Here is a 16,251-nt window from a genome sequence, read left to right as displayed (position 1 = left end):
CGGCCGAGGGCCGACGCCCGCCTGCCGCCCCGCCGACCGACCGGGTCGGCGCGTCGCCGGTACCGCACACCGGCGACGGTGCGAGACGCGCGAACCATTCCGTCGTGCCTTTCGTGGCGATTCTGCCCTGCGCAGCGGAGACGGACGAACCGGAACCGGAGACTGCTGTGACGGACGTCCAGACACGGGAAGAGGAACACGAACGCCGGCATCTCGCCGGGACGATCGAGCTGTTGTCCACGGAGCTGGAAAAGCTCACCGGCGAGATCGCCACCGCCACCGCCTCCATCGACGAGCGCAAGAAGCACCTCTGGGACAACCTGCGGGACATGGACTTCGCCGAGAAGGCGAACTACCGCGGCGCGGTGGACATGTCGGTGCGGCTGGCCGAGCACGCGATGATGCTGCGCAAACGGGTCGAGCGGCTGCTGGACTCGCCATACTTCGGGCGGGTGGACTTCCACGCCTCCGGCGAGGCCGGGGCGAAGACCCACTACATCGGCATCCACAACTTCTCGCACCCGGAGACCCAGGATGTCGTCATCCACGACTGGCGGGCGCCGGTGTCGAGCCTGTATTACGACTTCGAGTCGGGCGCGGCGCACTTCGCCACACCGCAGGGCACCACGCACGGCGAGATCACCGGCAAGCGCCAGTACAAGATCCGGGGCGGGCGCCTGGAGTACCTGTTCGACAGCACGGTGAACATCGACGACGAGATCCTGCAGCGCGAGCTCAGTGAGTCCGCCGACGACCGGATGAAGAACATCGTCGCCACCATCCAGCGCGAACAGAACGCCGTGATCCGCAACGAGACGGCGCGGGTGCTGATCCTGCAGGGCGTGGCGGGCTCCGGCAAGACCTCCATCGCGCTGCACCGGGTGGCGTTCCTGCTCTACCGCTTCAAGGACACCCTGTCCTCGGACAACGTCATGATCCTTTCGCCGAACAAGGTGTTCGGCGACTACATCGCCGACGTGTTGCCCGATCTCGGCGAGGACCACGTCGCCGAGATCGACTTCGAGCGGATCGCGGACAGGGTGCTCGGCAAGGTCACCGGGTACGAGACGTTCAGCGAGCAGGTGGCCACACTGCTGGAGAACGTCGACGACGCGGCGGCCGAGCGCATGCGTTACAAGGCCACCCCCGAGTTCGTCACCCTCCTCGACGACTGGATCACCGCGCGGACCGGGGAGTTCGCCCCCACCGACATCGCCCGGAAACACCGGCGCCTGTCGGCCGAGTGGGTCGCGGACATGTTCCACGAGTCGGCCTCGCTGCCGGTTTTCACGCGGATCGACCACGTCGCCAACACCGCGGTCCACCAGTTGAAAAACGAGGTCCGGGACAAGGGCGGCTCCTGGACGACCGCCGACACGAACAGCGTCCGCAAGCAGGTCCGCGCCATGTTCCCGGACAAGGACCCGTTCGCGATGTACAAGGCCTTCTACAAGGCCGACCCCGCCCGCAGACGACTGTTCAAGCCGCTTGCCGCGAAGAAGATCGAGTACGCCGACGTCTTCCCGCTGCTCTACACCATGCTCAAGACGAGCAGGCAGGAGAGCTTCAGCCACATCCGGCACCTGCTGGTGGACGAGATGCAGGACTACACGCCGGTGCAGTACGCCGTGCTGCGGGAGCTGTTCTCCTGCACGATGACGATCCTCGGCGACTCGAACCAGTCGGTGAACCCGTTCAGCTCCTCGTCGTTGGCCACGATCCACAGTATCTTCCCGGAGGCGGACACGCTGGAGCTGTGCAAGAGCTACCGCTCCACGGCGGAGATCACCGAGTTCGCGCAGAACATCTCCCGCAACGACAAGCTCGTCCCGGTGGCCCGGCACGGCATGCCTCCGCAGGTGCTGGCCTGCGCGGACGCCGACGCCCAGCGGACGCAGCTGCGGGAGCTCATCGCCGCGCACCGCGCCGGGGAGAACCGGTCCCTGGGCATCATCTGCAAGACGGTGCCGCAGGCGGAGGCGCTGTCCGAGACGCTGTCCGGGGCCGGGGTGGAGCTGACCTTCCTCGATGACGACAGCACGTCGTTCAGCGCGGGCAGCATCATCACCTCGGCTCACATCGCCAAGGGACTGGAGTTCGACGCCGTGATCGTGCCGGACGTGGATGCGGCGAACTACGCCACCGAGATGGACAGGAGCATGCTCTACATCGCCTGTACGCGGGCCATGCACGAGCTGTCTCTGACGCATGCGGGGGAGCTCTCGCCGCACCTGGCGTTCGCCAAGGAGACCACCACCGGCGGCAGCGCCACCACAGCCGGCACCGCCTGAGTCACGGCCCCGGCCGGCGGTTCACCCGAGGTGGTCGTTGCGGCCGCTGGCCCAGGCGATGTAGTGCTCGGCGGAGCGGCGCACCGCGCCGTGGGCGTCGGCGTCCACCGTGGCGCCCTGCAGGCTGTGCAGGCGTTCGAACGGATACGGTTCGAGCGCGTCGACGATGCGCCGCACCAGCCCGGGCGACAGCGGGACCCGGTTGGGGTAGCTGCGCAGGAAGGTGACCTGGCCCTTGCGGGCCACCGGCACGATGGCGTCCCCGGTGAGCAGCGTGCCCGCGCCCTCGGAGCCGTGGCGCAGGTGGGCGACGGTGGAGCCGGGGAAGTGCCCGCCCACCTCGACGAGCGTGACACCGGGCAGCACCTCCTCCGTACCGCGCCACTCCCGGAGGACGGGATCTTCCCGCCGCACCCACTCGCGGTCGGCGGCGTGCACCAGCACCGGGACGTCACCCAGCCGGTGGCTCCAGCTCACCTGGCAGCCGTACATGTGCGGGTGGCTGGCCACGATCACCGCCGCCCCGCTGAGCTTCCCGACCTGTTCGACCAGTGGTGGGTCGATGTGGTTGGGCGGGTCCCAGAGCAGGTTGCCCCGCGGTGTCCGCACCAGGTAGGTCCACTGGCCGATGCCGAAGGACGGGTCACGGTTGAACCGGTGCAGGTCCGGTTCGAGCTGTTGGTGCACCGGCGTGGCGCCCTCGGCGGCGAGCTCGGCCGGCGTCGTCCAGGACTGGCCGGACTCCGGCACCCACTGGCGGTCGTCGGCGCAGATCTCGCAGTCGGACTCGGGTGGGCGTTCGGTGCCGGGGTGTTCGACCCCGCAGGTGGCGCAGATCCAGACGGTCATACGTCGAGTGTGCGACCTGGAGCACGGTCGAGCTCAAGACACGGCAGGGTCCGGGTACGGAGTGTCGAACCGATCCGGCTCGGTGTGATGTAACATGCTCGCATGTCCGCGTCGCAGGGCGCCGAAGGCACCCGGCCCACCGGCCGCCCGGTCAGCGACCCGTCAGGCTCGTCACGAGTTCGTGGATGTGCAACGGAAGCGTCTTCGATTGCGTCACCAGCTCGATACTGCGCAGCGGTACGGGATCGGGTTCGACGATCCGGACCCCGGACGGTTCCCGCGGCAGGGCGGGCTCCGGAATGCACGCCACGGCGAGACCGTTCGCCACCACCTCCAGCTGCGTCGCGTGGTCGGCGACGGGGAACCCGACACGGAGCTCCGCACCCGCGCGGCGCACCAACTGAGCCAGCGTCGAGTGCGCGTCGGAACCGGGCGGGCAGCAGGTCCACACCTCGTCGGCCAGCTCGGAGAACAGCACCGTGTCCCGGTCCGCCAGCCGGTGCTCGTCCGGCAGGACCAGTCGCGCGCGTTCGGTGCGCAGTCGGGTGACCTCCGCGCCACGCGAGATCGTCGAGGGCAGGTCGTGCCAGGACTCGGCGACGACGACGTCCAACCCGTCTTCGTGCAGGGCGCGCAGGTGGTCCACGGTCTCGCCGTCGCACAGCGACACGTGCACCCGCGGATGGCGGTCGGCGAACTCTCGCACCCGCCGGAGCAGGGATCCCCGGATCACGGAGGAGATCGCGCCGACCCGCACGGTGCCGTGCAGTTCGCCCGTGTGTCCGGCGAGATCGCGTTCGGCGTGCTCCACCGCCCGCGCGACCGTCCGGGCGTGCTCGGCGAGCACGTGCCCCGCGCCGGTCAGCCGTAGCCCGCGTCCCGCGCGCTCGACCAACGCGGCCCCCACCTCCACCTCGAGCCTGCGCAGGTGTTGCGACACGGCCGGGCCCGTCATGCACAGACTGCGCGCGGCGGCGGCGACCGACCCGGTCCGGGCGAGAGTGTCGAACACCCGCAGCCGGTCCCACGTCCAGTTGTTCATGTAGTTGTGCTTAGCAGTATCCGGTAGGAACGCAACCTGGACCCGTCCTGGATATCCGGCCACGCTGGTCCCGTGGCGACCGACACGCAGCGGAACACGGCCTCCGGTGCCCTCCCGTCCGCACCCGGCGCGGGCGGGTGGGCACCGGTGGTGCTGGTGCTGGCCGGTGCGGGTTGCCTGTCCACGTCCGCGGTACTGGTGAAGGTCGCGGCTGTGGACCCGTCGACCTCCGCGTTCCTGCGCTGCACCATCGCGGTCCTCGTGCTGGCTCCGCTGGCCTGGCGGGAATGTCGGCGGGTGGGCGGATTGTCCCGCCGCGGCGTCCTGGTGGCGCTCGTCGCCGGTGCGGCGCTGGGCGCTGACTATGTACTGTGGACCCGCAGTATCTTCGATGTGGGTGCCGGGCTCGCCACAGTGCTGATCAACGTGCAGGTCGTCGTGCTTCCGTTGTTGGGTCTTGTCCTCGACCGCGAGCGTCCGGGAAGGCTTTTCGTGTTCGCCTGCCCCGTCATGCTCGCCGGAACCGTCCTCATCAGCGGAATGCTCGAAAGCGGGACCGCCGCGCCGAACGCCGTGCGCGGCACCGTGCTCGGCGTCCTCGCCGGCGCCGCCTACGCGTTGTATCTCTACCTGACGCGGCGACAGGGTCGGGCCGAACCGGGACGCACCGTGACGCCGCTGGCGCTGGCGACGGCGAGCGCGGCGGTCACCTCCGCCGCGCTCTCGCCGCTCAGCAGCGGGATCAACCTCGGCGCGATCCCACTCACCTCGTGGTTGGCCATGATCGGCCTCGCGCTGCTCGGCCAGGTGTTCGCGTGGCTGCTCATCAACTCCGGTTCCCCGCACCTGCCCGCGAACCGGACCGCGGCGCTGCTGCTCATCCATCCTGTCCTGACCGTGCTCCTGAGCCTGCTGGTGCTCGCCGAGGTGCCGTCCTCGCTCCAGGTGTGCGGAATGGTGCTGGTGCTCGCGTCGGTCGCCGTCGCCAACCGTGTCCGGGCCCGTCCACGCCGGACCTGAGCCGCGGACATTTCCACACACCGAAACACAAGCAGCACCGGCGGTCCCATCACGGACGAAAATGGCCCCCGAACGTATCGAAACGCTATTTTCGGCATTTCGGAAACCTTGTTGCATTGATCACGCATCCTAGGTGCGTTCGAGTTCCATCGGCACACCGCTCGCTCATCTTAGTCCTTTTGGAGGTTGCCGTCGGAAACCTCTCCTGATGTACTCGAAACCCGGCTCAATGGAGAACAAGAGCTCCTGGGGAGATCGCTCGCTGTGAACACCGAGAATAAAACGGATCTGATCGAAACCATCGCGCTCCGCGACGACGCGCGGGCGCCGACCTCCGAAACCGCCGCCGACTCGCGGCATTACGACGACTACTTCCGCATCGACCGCACCGACGACTCGGCCACCTGGTGGGCGGGCGCCCAGCGCGTGGCCAGGCTGGTAGTGGACGACCTGCCCGCCACCGGACTCGACGAGGACCTCCGAGCCGACCTTCTCGCCGGTGTCAGCAGGTTGCTGTTGGCCAGCGCCTCGGCTCCGGCGCACAGCGGGACCACGATGCCGGTCCGGACACCAACGCATGGCGAGGACAGCGTGGCGGCCCGACGCTGGAAGTTGGGCCACCACCTGTTCCACCACATGTTGTCCCTGATGAACTCCCATGCGGACGGAATCGCGTCCGCGCTCGACGAGCCGGATCCGGTCACCGTCGGTCTGCTGGTCGAGGAACTGACCGTGCTCTACGACTCGGCCACGGCGACCATGCACTACGCGTCAAGCTTTCCGATTTCGGCGTATGCGGAGACCGTCCGACCGTCCATGGAGCCCCCGTGGATGCCCCCGGGTTTTTCCGGAGTGTTCAACCGGGAGCACGAGACGTTGCTGAGCAGCCTCACCGGCCTGAAGCCCCGACTGCGGGGCCGAACCGCGGAACGGTCACTGCCCGCGGACGTCAAGACGGCTTCCCGCGCCCTGTGGAAAGCGCAGTCACGAAACCGCAGAGAGCACAAGATGATTTGCGAGAGATTCGTTCCCGGCGGTGGATCGCTGCTCCAAGACTATTTCGACGAGACGAGGAAGGGATGATCCCCGTGCCGATCACCGTGATCGAACACTGGCACCTGAAGCCGCAATTCACGGACAAGGCGTTCGACATCATGCAGGAGATGGACGACCTGCTGGAGGACAACGCGCACGACAGTCCCGGCTGGGCGGGCCACGCGCGGTTCTTCAAGCTCAGTTCCGAACCCACCCACGTCATGATGATCTACACCTGGGCCACGCGCGCCGAGCATGAACGGCTGCTGGAATCGGAGATTCCGCTGTTGGGTGAGTTCGTCTCGCGCTACTGCACCCGGGAGCGCGAAGTCGAGTACGCCGAGGAGTTGCCGGTCGATGTGTGACGGCACCGGGAGTTCCGGCGGCTCCGCCGGTGATTGGGCGCCCGACGAGCTACGCGACGCGGGGATCGCCCTACTCGACCGGCTGGCGGTGCACTTCGACTCCCTCGACACCCAGCGCGTCCGTCCTGCGGACCTGTCCGAGGAGCGGATCGCCGCGCCATTCCGCGCCCCGTTGCCCGAGCGGGGCACAGGGTTCACGGAACTCCTCGACCGCACCTGGCGTGATGTGGTTCCCGGCCTCACGCAGTGGAACCACCCGGGACATCACGCCTACTTCAGCAACAGCTCCTCGGCCCCGGCGATGCTGGGCGAGCTGTTCACCGCCGCTTTCAACGTCAACGTCATGGTGTGGGAGTCCGCTCCCGCGGCCGCGGCCGTCGAACGGCAGACCTTGGACTGGCTGGCGGAGCTGTGCGGGCTGGACTGGTTCGACGCCGATTCGGTGCTGGTCGACGGTGCCTCGCTCGCCACCTGCTACGCCCTGTGCGCTGCCCGGCAACGCCTGTGCGGCCACAACTGGCGGGAGGACGGAGCCTCGGGTGCTCCGCGGCTGCGGATCTACTGCACGGACCAGACGCACAGCTCCGTCGCCAAGGCCGCGATCGCACTGGGGATCGGTACGCGCAACCTCATGCAATTGCGTGCCGATGACGGCGTCCTCTCTCCAGCCGGCCTCCGCGAGGCCGTTCTCGCGGACCGGTCCCGCGGGTTCGTCCCGCTGGCCGTGGTGGCGAACCTCGGCACGACCAACGTGGCCGCGATCGACCCGGTCGAGGAGATCGCCGAGGTGTGTCACGAGGAGGACGTGTGGCTCCACGTCGACGCCGCGTACGGCGGATTCTGGCGGATCGTGCCGGAGATCGCCGAAATGCTTCCGTCCCTGGCCGGGGCGGACTCGGTCGTGGCCAATCCGCACAAGGTGCTGTTCTGCCCGATGGAGGCGTCCGCCCTGTTCGTCCGTCACCCAGCAGCGCTGCGGGAGACGTTCTCGCTCGTACCCGAATATCTGCGGACCTCCACCGACGACGACCGACTCGACCACATGAACTACTCACTCCAGCTGGGTCGGCAGTTCCGAGCCCTGAAAGTGTGGTGGGTGCTGCAGTCCTTCGGCCGGGAGGGGCTGCGGAGTCGACTGGAGCGCTCGGTGCGGTTGGCGGAGTCGCTCACCACCAGGGTCGACGAGCACCCGCACTGGCGACCGGCCCACCGGTCGCCCCTGCCGTTGGTGACGATGGTCTACGACGACCCCGCGCGCGGGGCCGAGGACGGCGACCGTGTGGCAGCCGAGGTGCACCGCCTGGTCAACGCGGAAGGCAGCAGTGCGGTCTCGCACACGCGGTACCAGGGCCGCTACGCGCTGCGCGTCTCCCTAGGCAACATCCACACCGCACACCGGCACATCGAGTCGTTGTGGGACTCGATCCGGCGAGCGGAGAAGACCGTGCTGGAAGGAGTCGAACGTGGAAGCGACGACCACGACCCCGTCCGCCCCTGACGTCGCCGGTTACCACCAGCGCGCTGCGCGAGCCGGTGTCGTCGGACGGTGGTCCTCGGCCAACGAGAACCTGCCGTGGCGGCCCGAACCCCGTTCCGTGCCGCAGCACTGGGCTTACGCCGAGCTGCGCGCGCTCGCGCTCGAAGCCACCGGTTTCGTCCGGGGTGCCGACGGAGCGCTGCGCGTACTGACGCTGCTGAACGCGGGCCACTCCGAGCTGGAAGCCGCGGCCGGGCACCTGTACTCCGGCCTGCAGGTGCTCGTGCCGGGAGAGGACATGCACAGCCACCGGCATTCGCCGACCGCGGTGCGGTTCGTGCACGAGAGTGAGGGCGGCTGGACCGCGGTCGACGGGGAGCGGATGCCCGTCCGGCCCGGTGATGTCGTGCTGACCCCGGCCATGAAGTGGCACGAGCACGGCAACGACGGCCCAAATCCGGTCGTGTGGCAGGATTGCACGGACGATCCGCTCGTGACGGCACTCGCGGCCAACCACTTCGAGCTCTTCCCCACGCGCAGCCACCTCGGCCCGCACGACACCGGGGATTCGGCGTCGGTCCCGCCCGTGCCCCCGGCGCACGAAGCGGGCGTTCTGGTGCATCGGTGGCACGACACGCTCGACGCGCTGGCCGAGCTCAGCGCGCCCGGCGACGGCTGGACCGAGCTTCGGCTGGGCGGTCCGGACGGCGAACCGACCCTCAGCCCCACCGTGACCGGGCGTTTTCTTGCCGTGGCACCGGGACGGAGCACCCCGATCCGGCGGCACACCGGTGCTGCGGTTCTGATCGTGGCCGCGGGGACGGTCACCGTGCGCGTGGGCGAGACCGTGTTCTCTGCCGGCCAGGGAGACACCGTCGCCGTGCCGTCGTGGGCGCGGTGGTCGATCGAGAACACCAACGGGGCGAAGGAACAGGCCGTGATCTTCGCGTACGACGAATCACCGTTGCTGCGCGCCGCCGGGCTCTACCGCGCCGAACACGAGGAGACACATCGATGACGAGGATCGTGATCCTGCTCGCGTCCACCGACGCGCTGCCGCTGGTGGACGGGACGAACCGGTCGTGCGGATTCTGGGCCGAGGAAGTCGTGGGACCGTGGCAACTGTTCAGCGACCAGGGAGCCGAGGTCGTGGTGGCCACCCCCGACGGTGGCGCGGCGCCGGTCGAGGAAGCGAGTCTGGTTCCCGAGTCCGCATCGTTGAGTCGCGCGGAGTGCGACCGGTTGACGGCGTTTCTCGACGAACACGCGCGGGAGCTGGAATCACCGGAGACCGCGGACCTTTTGAATATGTCCGCTGTGGATGCAGTTTATGTTCCCGGTGGGTATGCGCCCCTGGCGCAGCTGCACAACCATCGCGCCGTGGCCACTCTGCTCGACCGAGCACGACGGGCCGGTACCCCGATCGCCACCGTGTGCCACGGGACCGCGGCCTTGTTGTCCCTACACGAACCGGCTGGTGAAGCGTGGCCGTTCACCGGCCGGGCCCTCACCGGATTCTCCGATGCCGAGGAAGACTCGGTCGGGTTGACAGGGAAACTGTCCTGGACGTTGGAGGGCGCTCTCGTCGGCGCGGGTGCCGATTACCGGTGCGCCGCTCCGTGGAGCGAGCACGTGCTGGAACACGCTGGCCTCGTCACGGGGCAGAACCCGACATCGAGCATGGGCGTCGCCCGCGCGCTGCTCGGGCAGGTCGGCTGAACCAGCCGTGGCTTGCCGACAGCCTGATGCCGGCAAGCCACGGTCGTCCGCGGTACGGGCACCGTGGGCGAACTGCGCGAAGTCGAGGGCGGTCGTCATGGTTACTGCATTACTCGATCGTATGACACCTTGTAGCATTCCGGTTCGCCACAGCGATGTACCCGGTCGTGAAAGCAACATCGAAACTCACAGTTGGTGACCTCACGCTTCGAGACGTGGGCCGTACTCGGGTGCGGATCGATGCCGAGGTCGAGGGGGAACGTCTTGCGGCAAGCGGTGTACTCAAGCGCTTGGGGATCGACGACTGGGACTGGGACACCGATGTGGTGACGACGGTGCGCCTGGAAATCGGTCGGATGGAGCTGAACGAGATCCCCGTCGACACCGTGATCGAGGTGTCTCGTAGCTGAAGTTCCGAGGCGGAGCGTGCGCGTCCGCCTGTTCGTGGATTGAAGAAGCCCCCGACACGAGTGCTGTGCCGGGGGCTTCCTTCTCCCGTGTGTCAGAGGTCGAACTCGCCGTCCTTCGCCCCTGTGTTGAAGGCTTGAAATCATCGATATGTCGGGGCTCACGTCCGCGCAATCTCCAGAAGTGCCGGTGAGCACGGTTCCCCACAGGTCACGGGCGTAGTTGAGGTCATCCGCTCCGCTGACGAGGGCATCGCGCGCACGGTGTGCCGCACTGGCGGCTTCACGTCAGACGATTGCTTCCCCCAGCCACGCGCCAGATTCTTCCTGGACTACACGACGCCGAGTGCCGTCGACCCGCGCCCTGGAGTCCGAGGTCTCCCCGGGGCGGTAACGACTCCGGCGCCCGAGATGCGGGCTCAGGCCCGGTCGCCCGCGCCCCAGTAGAACGGTCCGGTGCTGGTGGCGGTGACCGTGATCCGCCAGCCCAGGTCGGTCAGTCGCCGCTGTAGCTCGGCGGGCTCGTGCGGGACCTTCACCGCCCGGTACGCGGTCCCGTCGTTGGTGCGTCGGCGCACGATGGGGGAGTCCTCCCCGTCGACGAGCTCCTCCGGGGTCCGGTATCCGTCGTCGACGAAGAACACCCGGCCACCGGGGTTGAGGCAGTCGGCCACCAGCGTCCAGAAGGAGTCGAACAGCTCCGCCGGCACGTGGGAGATCCAGAAGCCGAAGAAAACCACGTCGTAGCGGCGGTCGGGCGTGAAGTCGAAGATGTCCGAGCGGACGTACCGCACCCGCTCGGTGCCGTGCCGGTCGGCGGCGTGGGCGAGCATCTCCGGCGAGGAGTCGACGGCGGTGACCTCCGTGGCGTGCCGGAGCAGTCGGCCGGTCCAGGTACCGGGCCCGCAGGCGAGTTCGAGCACGTTCCCGGTGGGGCGGAACTCGTCCAGGGCGGTGACGACTTCGTCCCCGCCGGAGAACGGTAGGCGGTGATCGCCGTATTCCTGGGCGAGGGCGCGGTAGTAGGTGATCTGCTCGTCGAGCAGTTGTCCGGTCTCGTCGGACCCGTCCGCCGGTCTCATGGGAGGATCGAACCGGTCTCGACGCCGGGGCGCAAGCCGCCGATCGTCGGAACGTGGCGGGCCGGTGCGCCGGGGCGTGCCCGGTTCCGGAACGCAGGTGTGGGGCCGTCGCCGCGGAGGAGAGGCCGATGCTGTCCGGAAGCGCCGTTCAGCGCCTGGATGAGCTGGTCGACGGTCGGCGCGCCGGAGAGGCCGTCCGGTGTCGGGTAGACCCGGCAGGCCAGGCAGTCGGTCTCCGCCGCGGCGGGGAAGAGGTCGTGCCCGTTCACGCGGATCGTGGGCGATCCGGGCACACGGAAGGCCCTGGCTTCCTCGTCCGTCTCGACGGCGCGGAGGGTGATCTCCGGGACGGAGTGCCCCACGGCCGTGACGGCCTCACTGAGGCGTTCCTTCGCGAGGTGCCAGTTCGGGCAGCCGGTGAAGTAGAACAGCTCGACATCCACACGCCCATAATGCCTCCTCATCGGGCGGCGGGGCCGGGACCGCCGGCGGGGAAGTGCCGCAGCCTCACCACCGGCCGGTCCGGCATCGGCTCACTGCTTGCCCGGGGCTCAGAGGTCGAACTCGCCGTCCTTGACTCCGGCGATGAAGGCCCGCCATTCGGATGCGGTGTAGGTGATGGTGCCGTCGTCGGGGCGGTTGCTGTTGCGCACCTGGACACCCCCGTCGGCCGTCCGGCGGAACTCCACGCAGTTGTCGGTGTTAGCGCTGAAGCTCGACTTACGCCATTCCCCGGCGATCTCGGGCATCCTCATGGTGTTGTCTCCTAGCCGTCGATGACGCAGGCGATGAGCGCCTCGGATTCTTCGACGCTCATGGCCGTCCTGTTTACCTTATCCACCGCGCTCTGATACACCTCGACCTCTTCGGGTTCGTGCAGGAACAACCCGGAGATGCGGTTCTCCAGATGCACCACCGGAGCACGGTCAGGTGCATCGGCGATGCTGAAGGGGCCATCCAGGCCCGGATGCCAATCGGACCGCGTCGGGATGACCCGGATCTCGATATTCGACCGCTTCGTGTTGTCGAGCAGCGCGTCAAGCTGGTCTGCCATCACTTTCGGTCCCCCGATCTCCGCGTGTAACACCGGCTCGCCGAGGTATGCGACGAGCTGCACCGGGTATCGGCGTGTGATCGCCTCACGTCGGCCGAGCCGGACCGCCACACGGGTATCGACTTCACCGGCCGGCACGTCGGCCGCATGCATGATCGCTCTGGCGTAGTCGCCGGTCTGTAACAGTCCGGGGATCAGCAGGGTCGACACCGTTGTGATCCGTGTGGCTGTGCGCTCGACTTCGAGTAGCCCGGCGAGTTGTCGTTGTTGTTCGGGCATCCCGACCGACAACCAGTGTGGCCCGTCCGCGTCACGTGCGAGATCGACGAGCTGCTGCCGGACCTCGGCTGAGGCTCCGACCTTGGCCGCGTAGGCGGAGACGTCTTCCGGTAGTGGCGAGCGTTGGCCGGTTTCCCACCGCGAGATCGTGGCGTGCGAGGTCTCCAACATCGCAGCGAGTTCCCGGACACCGAGCTTGGCGGCCTGACGTGCCTTACGAAGTTCCGCCCCGAGCGCCCGTGCTTTCGGCGTGGTACCAGCCACGCACCACAGCATACGTAACTGTTTCCTCCGCTATGGGTCGCCCGTTCGGTGCATTGACCCAGAAGAAACCAACTGTCACTGTGCGGTTCCGCACCGGTGGTACCGCTGGTACCAATCGCGACGGCCATGGCGAGGTATGCGGCGTCCTGGGCGCGAGAGGTCGACGTGAGATCGAGTTCGGTCACCGCTTGTCCGCCGTGGTACGCAGGTGGGTACGCCAGTGGGCGGCCGCTTCCGCGGCGTCCGGTCCGGGGGAACGGTGTAGGTCGTAGAGGATCTGTAAGCCGTCGGCGACCGGCAGCGGAATGTCGTTCCAGGTGCGGATGATCGGTCGTTGCGGCCGGACGCTGGGATCGTCGGGAACGATCAGTGCGAGTGTGGCGCCCTCGGGGGAAGCCAGCGGAGTCAAATCTGCCTCGGAAAGATCGGCGCCGTGGTTCGCGTAAACGAGACCGAGGGCAGGTCGGCGCCACGGCGCGATGAGATCGGCTCCGAGGTCGCCGGAGAGGACCGCGTCTGCTCCCGGAGGCAACAGGGAGAGGGCAGCGGTGGCTTGCGCGAGCGGCGGTGTCAGACCGGACCACCAGGTGGTGATTCCCCCGGGGCCGGGATAGTGTGCCAACCACCATTCGCACAGGCTGTCCCAGTCGGCAGGTACCCATCCGCTGCGGGTGCGGCGGACCAACTGGTCGCGCCGGAGGATGTCGAATACCTGACTGACCCTGGCCTGGCTGATTCCAGCGGACTGCGCGAGGCGGGTCTGGGGGAGGGGCGCGGCCAAGAGGAGCCGTCGGACCACCGCCAACGCGCCCCAGGGTGTACGTCCCGGGCGTGCTCGTACTGCTGGTGCAGGTGGCGGTCGGCCCGGCAACTCCAGCACGTGCCGGTCAGAGAATCGGATCGATACCGGCCCTTCGTCGGTCGCCAACGACCAGCCCGCAGTCCGTGCCCGCTCCGCAGCAGCGGTGGACACCGTCGGAGCGACCAGGAGGCTGCGTTGAGCGATGGGCGTGGTGACCTCAGAAGGATGGAGCCGCCGAGTCGTACGCACCAGACGCATGACCACCTCGTCATCCTCGTGACGCAGCCGCAGGTGCTGGGCGTCGGCAGGGATGATCTCCACTCCGGCCTCGATCAGTCGCTCATCCCAGTTCACCTGGACAGTATAAGCATTATGAGCCGACTTCTTCAAATGCTTATAACACCAGGTAGCTGCCTGGGAGGCACCGTACGGCCGCGGAACGGTCCCGACCCGGGAGGTCGCCGGTTCCGGACGGGAGCCTGGTTCACCCACCCATCCCGTGTCGGGCACCGTTGCGCGGTCGTCGTTTCCTGCTACGCCTCGGGCAGGTCCTTGTCGGTGTATTCGCCGGGCGGGGTGGTCTCGGCGTCCGGGTGCAGTTCGTCCTCGCGGCCGCGGAGTTCGACGCGGCGGATCTTGCCGGAGATGGTCTTCGGTAGCTCGGCGAATTCGAGCCTGCGGATGCGCTTGTACGGGGCGAGGTGTTCGCGGGCGAAGCGCAGGATCGACAGCGCGGTCTCCCGGTCGGCCACGTGGCTGGCGGCCACCGTGATGTAGGCCTTCGGCACGGCCAGCCGCACCGGGTCGGGGGAGGGGACGACGGCCGCCTCGGCGACCGCCTCGTGCTCGATCAGCACGCTCTCCAGCTCGAACGGGCTGATCCGGTAGTCGCTGGCCTTGAACACGTCGTCGGCGCGGCCGACGTAGGTGAGGTAGCCGTCGCTGTCCCGGCTGCCGATGTCGCCGGTGTGGTAGTAGCCGTCCCGCATCACCTCGGCGGTGCGGTCCTCGTCGTCGCGGTAGCCGACCATCAGGCCGACCGGGCGGAACGCGAGGTCGAGACAGATCTCGCCCTCGTCGCCCGGGGTGCCGGTGGCCGGGTCGACGAGCGCCACGGTGAACCCGGGCAGCGGCCTGCCCATCGACCCCGGCTTGACCTTCTGCCCCGGGGTGTTGGCGATCTGCACGGTGGTCTCGGTCTGGCCGAACCCGTCGCGGATGGTGATGCCCCAGGCGCGGCGGACCTGCTCGATGATCTCGGGGTTCAGCGGCTCCCCGGCGCCCACCACCTTCGCCGGTGGGGTGGTCAGCGTGCTCAGATCGGCCTGGATCAGCATCCGCCACACCGTCGGCGGGGCGCAGAAACTCGTCACCCCGCAGCGCTGCATGTGCCCGAGCAGCGCCTCCGGGTCGAACCGGCTGTAGTTGTAGATGAACACGCACGCCCCCGCGTTCCACGGGGCGAACACGTTGCTCCAGGCGTGTTTGGCCCAGCCGGGCGAGGAGATGTTCAGGTGCACGTCCCCGGGCTCCAGCCCGATCCAGTACATCGTGGACAGATGCCCCACCGGGTAGGTGACGTGGGTGTGCTCCACCAGCTTCGGCGCCGCGGTGGTGCCGGAGGTGAAGTACAGCAGCAGCGTGTCATCGGCCCGGGTCACCCCGTCCGGGGTGAACGCGGCGTCGGCGGAGGCGGAGTCGGCGTAGTCGAGCCAGCCGTCCACCGGCCCGCCGACGGCGATGCGGGTGTAGTCGCCGGGCACGTCGGCGAACTTGACGGTGTCCTCGGCGCGGGCGACGACGTGCCGCACGGCGCCGCGGCGCACCCGGTCGGCCAGATCCGCGGGAGCCAGCAGCGTCGAGGCGGGGATCAGTACCGCGCCCAGCTTCATCGCCGCCAGGATCGTCTCCCACAGCTCCACCTGGTTACCCAGCATCAGGATCATGCGGTCGCCGCGGCGCACCCCCTGCGCGCGCAGCCAGTTCGCCACCCGGTCGGAGCGTTCGGCCATCCCCGCGAAGGTCACCTTCGTCTCGGTGCCGTCCTGCTCCACGATCCACAGCGCCGGGTTCGCCGCGAAGTCCGGGTCGGCCGCCAGCTGATCGAACCAGTCCAACGCCCAGTTGAACTCGTCCAGCTCCGGCCAGGCGAACTCGGCGGCGGCGCTGTCGTAGTCCTCCCGGTACCGGAGCAGCAACTCCCGGGCGGCGAGGAAGGCGTCCCGCGAGCGCTGCGGGGTCGAGGTCATCGAAGGCACTCCCTTGTGACGTTCGGCTGGGTGAGTGTGCGCCGGGGCACAGCCGTCATGGTCGTGCCCGGCCGGGGGCGGCGCTACCCCCGAGGGGGTAGTGACCGGGGTTACGATGCGGCCACCAGGAACGACGGTTTCTCGAGGCGGGAACGATGCGGCAGACCCACGGCGACGACGCCCGGGCAGGTGACAGCGTGCTGTTCCGCTCCGCCCTGGCGTCGGTGCGGCGACACACCGGTGTCGACGTCGCCTTCGGCGGCCCGGTCGCCGACGGCGCGCTGCGCCTGGCGGAGTTCCACGGCGCGCGCACCCG

The 16,251-nt window shown here is 68.5% G+C and carries 16 protein-coding genes; 8 read left to right on the top strand and 8 right to left on the bottom strand.

The features are described from left to right. Nucleotides 1–167 precede the first annotated feature (167 nt). Nucleotides 168–2,291, top strand: coding sequence for a HelD family protein (locus SACHA_RS0108520; RefSeq protein WP_019808826.1), 2,124 nt, complete (start codon nucleotides 168–170; stop codon nucleotides 2,289–2,291). 21 nt (nucleotides 2,292–2,312) lie between these two features. Here SACHA_RS0108520 and SACHA_RS0108515 read toward each other — a convergent pair whose 3' ends face one another. Together SACHA_RS0108515 and SACHA_RS0108510 are read right to left on the bottom strand one after the other, a co-directional pair. After that, nucleotides 2,313–3,140 (bottom strand): MBL fold metallo-hydrolase, encoded by an 828-nt coding sequence (locus SACHA_RS0108515; RefSeq protein ID WP_019808825.1) that lies wholly within the window; start codon nucleotides 3,138–3,140, stop codon nucleotides 2,313–2,315. Nucleotides 3,141–3,291: 151 nt separating this feature from the next. Further along, nucleotides 3,292–4,182, bottom strand: coding sequence for a LysR family transcriptional regulator (locus SACHA_RS0108510; protein ID WP_019808824.1), 891 nt, complete (start codon nucleotides 4,180–4,182; stop codon nucleotides 3,292–3,294). Nucleotides 4,183–4,254: 72 nt separating this feature from the next. On the opposite strand from SACHA_RS0108510, the gene SACHA_RS0108505 reads away from it, so the two are divergent. From SACHA_RS0108505 to SACHA_RS21070, 7 genes are all read left to right on the top strand, one after another. Further along, on the top strand, nucleotides 4,255–5,202 hold the full coding sequence (locus SACHA_RS0108505) for a DMT family transporter (protein ID WP_019808823.1): 948 nt from the start codon (nucleotides 4,255–4,257) through the stop codon (nucleotides 5,200–5,202). 264 nt (nucleotides 5,203–5,466) lie between these two features. Beyond that, complete coding sequence (locus tag SACHA_RS0108500) at nucleotides 5,467–6,285, top strand: hypothetical protein (RefSeq protein ID WP_019808821.1); 819 nt, start codon at nucleotides 5,467–5,469, stop codon at nucleotides 6,283–6,285. Next, nucleotides 6,282–6,602 carry a hypothetical protein gene (locus SACHA_RS0108495; RefSeq protein WP_019808819.1) on the top strand — a complete coding sequence of 107 codons (321 nt, stop codon included), beginning with the start codon at nucleotides 6,282–6,284 and terminating at the stop codon, nucleotides 6,600–6,602. Before SACHA_RS0108500 ends, SACHA_RS0108495 begins: the two co-directional genes overlap by 4 nt. After that, a complete protein-coding gene (locus SACHA_RS0108490) occupies nucleotides 6,595–8,100 on the top strand; it encodes a pyridoxal phosphate-dependent decarboxylase family protein (RefSeq protein ID WP_019808817.1) in 1,506 nt (501 codons plus the stop codon). Before SACHA_RS0108495 ends, SACHA_RS0108490 begins: the two co-directional genes overlap by 8 nt. Beyond that, entirely contained in the window at nucleotides 8,066–9,097 is a 1,032-nt protein-coding gene (locus SACHA_RS0108485; RefSeq protein ID WP_019808815.1) for a cupin domain-containing protein, read from the top strand. Before SACHA_RS0108490 ends, SACHA_RS0108485 begins: the two co-directional genes overlap by 35 nt. Continuing rightward, the gene (locus SACHA_RS0108480) at nucleotides 9,094–9,798 is read left to right on the top strand and encodes a type 1 glutamine amidotransferase domain-containing protein (RefSeq protein ID WP_019808813.1); all 705 of its coding nucleotides are present in this window, start codon (nucleotides 9,094–9,096) and stop codon (nucleotides 9,796–9,798) included. Before SACHA_RS0108485 ends, SACHA_RS0108480 begins: the two co-directional genes overlap by 4 nt. A 230-nt stretch (nucleotides 9,799–10,028) precedes the next feature. Further along, on the top strand, nucleotides 10,029–10,208 hold the full coding sequence (locus SACHA_RS21070) for a hypothetical protein (RefSeq protein WP_019808812.1): 180 nt from the start codon (nucleotides 10,029–10,031) through the stop codon (nucleotides 10,206–10,208). Between the two features lie 416 nt (nucleotides 10,209–10,624). Here the strand turns inward: SACHA_RS21070 and SACHA_RS0108470 are convergent, their stop codons facing one another. The 6 genes from SACHA_RS0108470 to SACHA_RS0108445 all read right to left on the bottom strand — a co-directional run bounded on the left by SACHA_RS0108470 (nucleotide 10,625) and on the right by SACHA_RS0108445 (nucleotide 15,935). Next, nucleotides 10,625–11,287 (bottom strand): class I SAM-dependent methyltransferase, encoded by a 663-nt coding sequence (locus tag SACHA_RS0108470; RefSeq protein ID WP_019808811.1) that lies wholly within the window; start codon nucleotides 11,285–11,287, stop codon nucleotides 10,625–10,627. Next, entirely contained in the window at nucleotides 11,284–11,730 is a 447-nt protein-coding gene (locus SACHA_RS21065) for a DF family (seleno)protein (RefSeq protein ID WP_019808810.1), read from the bottom strand. The genes SACHA_RS0108470 and SACHA_RS21065 overlap by 4 nt, the downstream gene beginning before the upstream one ends. A 108-nt stretch (nucleotides 11,731–11,838) precedes the next feature. Beyond that, the gene (locus SACHA_RS0108460; protein ID WP_019808809.1) at nucleotides 11,839–12,036 is read right to left on the bottom strand and encodes a DUF397 domain-containing protein; all 198 of its coding nucleotides are present in this window, start codon (nucleotides 12,034–12,036) and stop codon (nucleotides 11,839–11,841) included. A 17-nt stretch (nucleotides 12,037–12,053) separates the two neighbouring features. Next, nucleotides 12,054–12,884: a helix-turn-helix domain-containing protein gene (locus SACHA_RS0108455; protein ID WP_028663001.1), complete on the bottom strand. Its 831-nt coding sequence runs from the start codon at nucleotides 12,882–12,884 to the stop codon at nucleotides 12,054–12,056. Nucleotides 12,885–13,065: 181 nt separating this feature from the next. After that, nucleotides 13,066–14,040, bottom strand: a complete 975-nt coding sequence (locus tag SACHA_RS24395; RefSeq protein ID WP_157601637.1) for a hypothetical protein — start codon at nucleotides 14,038–14,040, stop codon at nucleotides 13,066–13,068. Nucleotides 14,041–14,219: 179 nt separating this feature from the next. Next, nucleotides 14,220–15,935 carry an AMP-binding protein gene (locus tag SACHA_RS0108445; RefSeq protein WP_019808806.1) on the bottom strand — a complete coding sequence of 572 codons (1,716 nt, stop codon included), beginning with the start codon at nucleotides 15,933–15,935 and terminating at the stop codon, nucleotides 14,220–14,222. Nucleotides 15,936–16,251 lie beyond the last annotated feature (316 nt).

The organism is Saccharomonospora halophila 8 (genome assembly GCF_000383775.1).
Taxonomy (GTDB): Bacteria; Actinomycetota; Actinomycetes; order Mycobacteriales; family Pseudonocardiaceae; genus Saccharomonospora; species Saccharomonospora halophila.
The sequence above is the reverse complement of the archived record's forward strand: the minus strand, read 5'-3'. Positions and strand labels throughout refer to the sequence as shown.

Excerpts from the sequence above, each read along its gene's own strand:
- SACHA_RS0108515 (WP_019808825.1), bottom strand. The coding sequence starts at position 3,140 with ATGACCGTCTGGATCTGCGCCACCTGCGGGGTCGAACACCCCGGCACC.
- SACHA_RS0108510 (WP_019808824.1), bottom strand. The coding sequence starts at position 4,182 with ATGAACAACTGGACGTGGGACCGGCTGCGGGTGTTCGACACTCTCGCC.
- SACHA_RS0108495 (WP_019808819.1), top strand. The coding sequence starts at position 6,282 with ATGATCCCCGTGCCGATCACCGTGATCGAACACTGGCACCTGAAGCCG.
- SACHA_RS0108490 (WP_019808817.1), top strand. The coding sequence starts at position 6,595 with ATGTGTGACGGCACCGGGAGTTCCGGCGGCTCCGCCGGTGATTGGGCG.
- SACHA_RS0108480 (WP_019808813.1), top strand. The coding sequence starts at position 9,094 with ATGACGAGGATCGTGATCCTGCTCGCGTCCACCGACGCGCTGCCGCTG.
- SACHA_RS0108470 (WP_019808811.1), bottom strand. The coding sequence starts at position 11,287 with ATGAGACCGGCGGACGGGTCCGACGAGACCGGACAACTGCTCGACGAG.
- SACHA_RS0108460 (WP_019808809.1), bottom strand. The coding sequence starts at position 12,036 with ATGCCCGAGATCGCCGGGGAATGGCGTAAGTCGAGCTTCAGCGCTAAC.
- SACHA_RS0108445 (WP_019808806.1), bottom strand. The coding sequence starts at position 15,935 with ATGACCTCGACCCCGCAGCGCTCGCGGGACGCCTTCCTCGCCGCCCGG.